This is a genomic window from Mycobacterium sp. (assembly GCF_029961025.1).
GTDB lineage: Bacteria > Actinomycetota > Actinomycetes > Mycobacteriales > Mycobacteriaceae > Mycobacterium.
The window spans coordinates 66,316-74,160 of the sequence record NZ_JASBVP010000016.1; the positions used below are offsets into that span (position 1 = coordinate 66,316).

The 7,845-nt window shown below is 68.6% G+C and carries 5 protein-coding genes; all 5 read right to left on the minus strand.

The window, feature by feature from the left end:
* Positions 1 to 143 precede the first annotated feature (143 nt).
* A complete protein-coding gene (gene eccA / locus QJR12_RS16495; protein WP_300584392.1) occupies positions 144 to 1,976 on the minus strand; it encodes a type VII secretion AAA-ATPase EccA in 1,833 nt (610 codons plus the stop codon).
* A complete protein-coding gene (gene eccE, locus QJR12_RS16500) occupies positions 1,973 to 3,181 on the minus strand; it encodes a type VII secretion protein EccE (protein ID WP_300584394.1) in 1,209 nt (402 codons plus the stop codon). The genes eccA and eccE overlap by 4 nt, the downstream gene beginning before the upstream one ends.
* A complete protein-coding gene (gene mycP / locus QJR12_RS16505; protein ID WP_300584396.1) occupies positions 3,178 to 5,004 on the minus strand; it encodes a type VII secretion-associated serine protease mycosin in 1,827 nt (608 codons plus the stop codon). Before mycP ends, eccE begins: the two co-directional genes overlap by 4 nt.
* The gene (gene eccD, locus QJR12_RS16510) at positions 4,982 to 6,490 is read right to left on the minus strand and encodes a type VII secretion integral membrane protein EccD (RefSeq protein WP_300584398.1); all 1,509 of its coding nucleotides are present in this window, start codon (positions 6,488 to 6,490) and stop codon (positions 4,982 to 4,984) included. The genes mycP and eccD overlap by 23 nt, the downstream gene beginning before the upstream one ends.
* Positions 6,491 to 6,779: 289 nt before the next feature.
* Complete coding sequence (locus QJR12_RS16515; RefSeq protein ID WP_300584400.1) at positions 6,780 to 7,682, minus strand: ESX secretion-associated protein EspG; 903 nt, start codon at positions 7,680 to 7,682, stop codon at positions 6,780 to 6,782.
* Positions 7,683 to 7,845 lie beyond the last annotated feature (163 nt).

The window sequence follows — 7,845 nt, forward strand, 5'->3', positions numbered from 1 at the left end:
AAGCGCTCCAATTGGAGCGGTGGCGACGTCCGGGTCCGGCCCCACCGCGGCCAGCGGGCCGCCGGCAACTCGCACAGCCCCGCCGCACACACATCAGAGCCACCCGACGTGGGGGCTGCCGGCAAAATCCGCCGCCGGGCGCCTTAGGCGTTCTTCTTCTCGGCCACGGCCGCGGCGAGACCTTCGGCCAGGTCCTCGCGGGTCAACTCTTTGAATCGGCGTAGTTGATCTTCGCTGAAATCGCTGACGTCGCTGGCCAGCAGGGCATCGAGGTCCTCGTCGTCGAGGCGGAAGCTGCGGTGATCGCGGGCCTTTTCCACCACGTTGCGCACAAACCCGGCGTTGCCGAGCAGGTCGATGCCCCGGATCAGATCCCCATCCTCGGAGATACTTTCGTCGAGGTAGAACTTGGTGTAGGACGGGCGCAACACCTCGACCGCCTCATCGGTGACAACATCTTCGTTTTCCCGGCTCATCAGCTTGGTCAGCGCGATCAACTCGTCGGGGGTGTAGCTGTAGAACTCGATCACCGTGGAAAACCGCCGGCGCAGCCCGGGATTCACCTCCAGCATCCGGTCCATGGCTTTGGCGTAGCCCGCCCCGAACACCACCAGTTCGTCGCGATGATTCTCCATGTACAGCAGCACCGTGTTGATGATCGCGTTGCCGTAAGGATCGCCCTGGTGGTAGCCGCGCTCATGCAGCGTGTGCATCTCGTCGAAGAAGACCGCGCCGCCCAGCGCCTCCTCCAGCATCTCCTCGGTGTTCTTCTCGGCATCGGCCATGTAACGGCCCAGTAGCTTGGAGCGGCTGGTCTCCACCACCAGCGGTTTTCTCAACACACCCAGCCCGCACAGCTGCTTGGTGAACGCCCGGGCCACCGACGTCTTCCCGGTGCCGGGCGGGCCCAGCAGCAAGGTGTGCCGCGAGGTCACCGGCACCGGCAGGCCCATCTTGGCGCGGGCCAGATTGACCTTCGTCGTCGACTTGATGAGCTTGATCTCGCGCTTGGCCTTCTCCATGCCCAGCATCGCGTTCAGCTCGGCATCTCCTTCGGCCAAATACTTTTTGGCCATCTCGGCGTGCCGGGCGGCCTCGGTCTGCTCCCGGGTCGGCGCGGAAGCGGGATCCCATGGATCGGTACGGGCCTCAATCGTTTCCGGGTCGGTGAGCACCAACCGATAGTTGGGGTTGTCCAATGCTTCCCGAGCGGGGCCGAACTTGGCGTCCCGTGAGTACACCCGCCGCAGCAGCTCGACGGCCTCGTCTTCGCGGCCCAGATGCCGCAGGCACATCCCCTGGGTGTACATGGCGACATTCGCCGCTCCCGGCACCCGATCCCCTTCGATGGCCTCCTCCGCCCGCCGGCAGGCTTCCTCGAAGACCCCCAGCGAGGCCAGCGCCGTGGTGGCCATCGCCGCCCCAGCCGCTTTCAGCTCCGGCTGTCGCCAGGGTGTGGCCGCTGGGAACTGCGTGAGCACATCCGGCCACCGACCGGTGCGGAAATACAGCAGGCCGCGCACGTATCTGACGAGTTCGACATCGGTCGGGGTGCGCGGCTCGGCGGCGTCCAGCAGCTGCGCGGCCTCCGCGTAGCGTTTCGCCTGCGCGAGCACCGCGGCGTAGCCGGCTGCCAGTGACTCCACGCTGGTGATCGCCAGCTTCAGGAAAAGCCCGTCGGAAACCTGCGGGTGGAACTCCAAATCCGTGAGTCCCAAACGGCGGATCTCCCAGCCGAACGTCTTGACCGCCGCCCATGCGCCGGCCAGCACCTCGAGGCTTTGGTCACCCGCCAGCACCCGCGCCAACCAGGCGTCACACATGCCCGGATCGATGCCGGTGGCGGTGGTGAACATCTGCAACGCCACCTGCGGGTTGTTGCTGGGTCGGAGCCCGTTGACGGAAATACCCGAAGCCAGCAGACCGGCCACCATCGCGTTGCGGGCATCGCCCGCGGCCGTCGGGGGACTGCTCACCAGCGCGTTCCCACCCCACTCATCGACTGCTGGGCGGCACCCACCGCCACCGCTAGCTCGTCGTTGTGAGCTAACGTCCGGGCCGGTGTCTCCAGGCGCGGGCGCCGGGCGGGCACCGGCAGGCTGGCGCACACCGCCGCCAGCTGGCGGCCGGTGAGCCGATTCAACCCCTCCCACGCCTTTCTGGGCAGCGGCCGGCGGCTGTGATAGCGCACCCAGGCGGATACCTCGGTCCGGCCGTCGACGGGGGTGAGTCGGACCGTCAGCACCATGGCCTCGGCGTCGGGCACCCACAGCTGAGCCAGCGTCTCTGACGTGATGTCCTGCGGTGAGATCCAGAAGCTGGCCACGAACTGCGCGGGCTGCGCGGATTCCGTGGAGTTAAGACGGCTCCGGCGGGCGCGCACGTGAGCCGGTTGCAGACCGGCGAGCACGGCGACATCCACGGCGGCGATCTCCTCGGCGGTCAGCGGCCGGGCCGCGCAGTCGCTCCCGTCGAGATCGTGCGCCAGCCGTTCGGTGGCGGCCGCCAACGCCGAGGCCACCGAATCCCGGGCCGCCACCGCGGCGAGGTTGCGCTGCGGGTCCATTCGCAACACCAGCCAGGTGTCCCGCTGATCGGGTGGTGAGGACTCTGCTTCGGGCGCCGATCCTTCCCGGGCGGAGCCGGTGCGGTCGGTGGGGCGCCGCCGCGTGGCCACCGCGACGATGTCGATGCCCTCAAGATCCAGATCGAACTGGCGCAGTCCCGCGGCGACCGCCGCCACCGGCAATGGGGCCAGCGGCGCCTGCGGATGGCGATGACGCCCCGCCAGCGCGTCGGGCCGTGCCTGCACGGCGATCACCGCGATCAGCCGCCCCCGGTATTCGCGAATTCCCACCACGTCGCGGGCGAAGCGATGGCGATGATCGACCGGGGGGGTGCGTCCCTCGACGAGCATTGCCTCCGGATCGGTGAACCGATCCAGCACCCGCGCTGCCAGCACCGAGGTGAGGGGGGTACGCCGATAGGTGACGGTCGCGGCAGCCGTGACCATCGCCGCCAGGGCCACACCCACCCACCACCCGATGTGGTGGGCCTGCCAGGCGTCGGGCAGGTGGCTGGCCAGGGCCAGCAGGGCCACGTCGATGAGAAACACCGTCGTGAGCCGCGGCCACGACCAGGCCAATCCCAACCAGTGCTGCGCTTTTCTTGGCTCGTTCATCGGTTCCTCGTTGATCGCCGCATCACCATTGCACCACCGAACACCACGCCGGTCACCAGCACCACGGCAGCCAGCCCCCCGGCGGCCACCCACACCGGCGTCATATCCCGGGCGGGCGGCGGCGGCGGAAGCTTCAGTGGTGCCGACAACCGGTTGGGCGGTCGGGGCGGACCGTCGGGCACGTCCCAGGTCAGGGCGGCAACCGGGTCGATGACCCCGTAGCCCACCTGGTTGTCCACGCCGCGGGCCGGTGGCCTAGCCGTGCGAATCAACCGGTTGATGACCTGATGTGACGACAGCTGCGGATACTTCGCACGTACCAGCGCCGCAACCCCCGAGACGATCGCGGTCGCAAAGCTGGTCCCGGCCGGCACCAGTAAAGAGTTGTTGGGACCCTCGATCGCGTTGATCAAGCTGTCGTCGCGCGGCGAGAATCCTTCGATGTCATCGCCCGGCGCGGCGATGGACACCCACGGACCGGCCATGCTGACGTTGCTCATCGGTGCGCCGGTTGAATCCACCGCCCCCACCGTTAGCACATAGTCGCTGAACCACGCGGGGGTCACTACCGTCTCCACACCGCCCCAGTCTCGGGGGTCGTCGGGGCGCAACGGGTCGTAGAGCGGGTTCTGCTTGCAGTCGCGCTGGCTGGTGTCCCCGGCGGCGGCCACGATCACGGCGTCTTTGTCGACCGCCGCGTAACGGACCGCCGCCCCCAGGTCCGGGTGATGGATGATATTGCGCGCACTCATGCAGGTGACCCCGGAAATGTTGATCACCCGGGCGCCCATGTTCGCCGCGTGCACGATCGCCCGCGCCATGGTTTCCATGTTGTTGATTTTCTGCGCGGTCTGCGGATCCTGGCTGCCGGTAAACGGGTCCTTGGGGGTGAACGCCGCACTTGACTGCCGGATGGAGATCACCTCCACATCCGGGGCCACCCCGGTGAACGCGTCGGTCGGCTGACCGGGCGTCGCCGCCGAAGGCGCCGCCGGGGGCGCCGGCGCCGGAGGTGCCGGAGGTTCGGGCGGCGCCGGGTCACGCGGGTGCGGGTTGTCGACGCCCTGCACCCGACCGTGCCCGGAATAGCCGGGCAGCAGCGTCGTGCCGTGCCCGCGGTACGCGCTGGGTGCCTCCTCCTCCACCGGGGGCGGACCCACCTTTTCGGTCACCGGCGGCGGCGGCGGCAACCACGGGGCCGGCGGCGGCGGCTGCGAGATCCTCACCGTCTCCGGGGGCGGGGGCGGCGGCGGCGGCGCCGGTTTCAGGGTCACCGTCTGCGGCGGCGGGGGCGTCGGCGGCGCCTCGGGTGTGGGATAGGTCTGGGGGATGGGAATGTTTGGCGCCTCCGGCACGGCTGTCGCCGGCTCCGCCGCCAGCATCGAGGCCACCAGCGTGCCGTGGGCGTCGCAGTCCGATAGCCCATTGCCACCGGCCATCACATAATCCCCACCCGGAACCAGATGCGGCAGCCGGGGGTGCGGGGCTACCCCGGTGTCGATGACGGCGACCTTCACCCCGCCGCCACGGCCAAACTGCCACGCAGCGGGCAGATTCAGCATGGCCAGGTATTTCGGCGGCACCTGAAAATTGGTGCCCGGCAATACCCCGACTTCGGTGCAGTACGCGCTTTGCCGCATGGGCTGCAGCGGCCCGGGCGGATCGTCGGGCGGCATCGCGGCCGGATCGATGGTTGGCGGGGCGATCGCGTTCGCGACCGGAGCACCGGTCACCGTGCCCGTCACCACCATAATCGTTGCTGCGGTCGCCGCGGCCGTGCGGCCGTACCGCAGCCAGTTGTTAGCGGTAGCGGATTGCGGCATAGACATTCATCAACCAGAGGGCGAGCGGGAAGATCGGCATCAGGCAGAGGTATTCGATCCATTCCACAAACTTGCGGAACAACGGGCTGTAGATGGTGTTGGGCACCACCGCCGCAGCCGTCAGGCCGGCCGCCGGCAGCAACACCAGGATCGCCACCCCCGCCGACAGCATCAGGGGATCCGCCAGGACCATTACATATCGGGTGACAACACCCGCAACAATGAGCACCGCGGTGGCGGCCAGGGTGATCGACTGCCACCGGTCCACATAGGAGCGCCCACGCAGCAGCAGAAACCCGGCGGTGAACGCCGCCAGCAGCACCGGCAGCCACCGTTGCCCGGTGTGTGGATCACACAGCCCGGTGGTGCACACCACCACCAGCACACCCATCCCGGCGAGCAGCCCCAGCAAGAACGAGCGCGCACGCTGGGCTTCCAGCACCACAGCACGGACCGATGCCGGGCTTTCCAACGTCGGAGTTCCGCCCTCGGACTCCACCACAGTGGTCGGCAGATCGGGCCGGGCCTCGAACACCCAGCGGCTGGTTGCCGATGGGAACACCGGCAGCCGGATGCCGGCCAAATACCGGGCCAGCGCCGGGGCGCCATGGTAGCCGAGCACACAGGCCAACAGCACACAGGTCATCAGCGTTACCGGGCCGGTCATGAACGCCATTCGCGCCACACCGGCGACCGCCGCGGCGACGCTGACGGTGACGATCGCGGTATATAACCCCAGCCGGCGACCGGTGGACCGGACTACCGCCAGGGCGCCGACGCCGAGGACCCCGAAGCCCAACGCAGCCTGTGGCGCGCCCACCGGTCCGGGCGGCGCGGCCGCCGCCGCGACCGCCGCCGTCACCAGCCCGCTGAACAGGATGACATCACCGACCCGGCGAGCCGGCACCGTCTCGGAGCGCATCAGGATCACCGTGGCCACCGCCAGCGTCAGCGCGGCGATCACCGCCGCGACACCGGCCGGCAGCCAGGAGTCGTGATGCCAGCGCCACCAGCCCAGCAGAGCCGTCGCGAGCAGCTCCCCGGCCGCCAGCATCACCGCACCAACCTGCACCGCGACCACCGGGTCGATCGCGGTGAAATGCTTCCTGAGGTTGATCGCCACCGCGGTGGAAATGTGCTCGACGACTTCGGCCCGGCGTTCGGTGTCCTCGACAAACCTCAGCCACAACCGGTCGCCGTCGTAGACGTTCTGCTCGGTCAGCGACTGGGTGGGCCGCAGTGGGGTGCCGTCAACCCGGCACAACGCCCAGCGGCCGCGGCCCTTCGCCTCGAGCGGTGCCACACCCAACTCCTGCAGCCGGGTGTTGACCACGTCCAGCAGCGGGTCGATCATCACCGACACCGGGGCGTCGGCATCCAGCAGCACACCCACCTGGACGTCGGCGGCCATGATGGCGATCACGGCCGCCCGTGGCGACGAGACGGCTTCCGCGCCGGGTTGCGGCGCCTCGATTACCGCGGTCATCGGGCCACCGCCCGGGTGGTAGCGAACGCGGGCGGCTGGGAGCCCGGTGCCGCGCTGCTCGGCGAACGGGACGCGCCCGTCGCGGGGTTGCGTTCCGGCCGCAGGTGCCGGTGGAGAAGGTCTGAGTCCATCGCTCCGCCTCGTCAGTTATCCGGTGTGGGTATCCCCGTGTGGTGCTGTTGCACTAGGGCATTATGCGCCGTCGGCACCGCGGCCGCATGTTTTGCTCCGGGCTATTCGGAATCGCCAGCGTTTCGCCGTGAATCGTTCAACGCCGAGACCCGCATTGTTAAACTCTGCGATGCGTTTTCCAGTCGCCGTAGGGCAGTGTGTCCAACACGGTTTTGACACCGACTTGCACCAGTTGCGGGGTTGCCGGACAGATGGCCAGCCAGGTTTCGCTCGATCCCGCGGTGCGGGGCTGCTGGTATAAGGCGATACGCCCCGCGGATCCGTCTTTCAACGAAAGCACCGAGGCGCTGGGGGCTTTGGCGTCGTCGCGGTATTGCCGAGCATAGACCGCCGCCTCGGCCGCCGGGTCGGCGAGGGCCTGGCCGAGTGCGGCGACCGTGGCCGCGCTGAGACCCAGGCGCCGCAGATCCCCCGCGGAAAAGACGTTAAAACCGGCGTCTTTCCAGGTCTTTGTGACTTCCAGCATTTCGTCCAGCGGCACGTTGACCGCGTTGATCGCGGCCGCGTCGGCGTGGTGAATCGACTCCAGGCCGTCGAACACCAGGGCGGCGATCGAGGCGGTGTCGGTGATCGCGACATCGTCAATGGTGATGTCCGGCCCGACCCGGACCGCCGACACCCAATGCTGGCCGCGACGGGCCAGCACCACCCGGAACTCGTTGTCGGGGATGTCGCGGGATCCCGGTGGCTGATCCTCGCCCTCGATGACACCGTAGAGCAGCTTGCCTCGCGACAGCAGCGCGATCACCTCGACGTCGGGTGCGGCCAATACCCGCATCCGCGCGGCCACGTGTTCGTTGACCTCATCGCCGACGACGACGCCCTCTTTGCGCATCACCGCCATCCCCGGATGCTCGTTGAGCCAATCGGTGGAATCGGTGGAGACGTACGGCCGGCACCGCAACTCCGGGGCGACGTGGCGGATATCCAGCAGCGCCTGCAGCATCCAGAAGCCCTCGACGTTGACGGTGATGTCGGTGCGGGAGCTCTGTTGATCCATCACAGCCTTCCGTGGTCGGTGGGTGCGGACACGCACACGCGGCAGCACACCTTACCTCCCCGGTGTGCTGCCGCTGCCGGCGGTTCGGTTGTCGGGCCTGCGGTCAGACCCAGCTGGAGCCCACGGCGGAGTCGGTGTCGAACATGTTGGAGCCGGCGGTTTG

Excerpts from the sequence above, each read along its gene's own strand:
- eccD (WP_300584398.1), bottom strand. The coding sequence starts at position 6,490 with ATGACCGCGGTAATCGAGGCGCCGCAACCCGGCGCGGAAGCCGTCTCG.
- mycP (WP_300584396.1), bottom strand. The coding sequence starts at position 5,004 with ATGCCGCAATCCGCTACCGCTAACAACTGGCTGCGGTACGGCCGCACG.
- eccE (WP_300584394.1), bottom strand. The coding sequence starts at position 3,181 with ATGAACGAGCCAAGAAAAGCGCAGCACTGGTTGGGATTGGCCTGGTCG.
- QJR12_RS16515 (WP_300584400.1), bottom strand. The coding sequence starts at position 7,682 with ATGGATCAACAGAGCTCCCGCACCGACATCACCGTCAACGTCGAGGGC.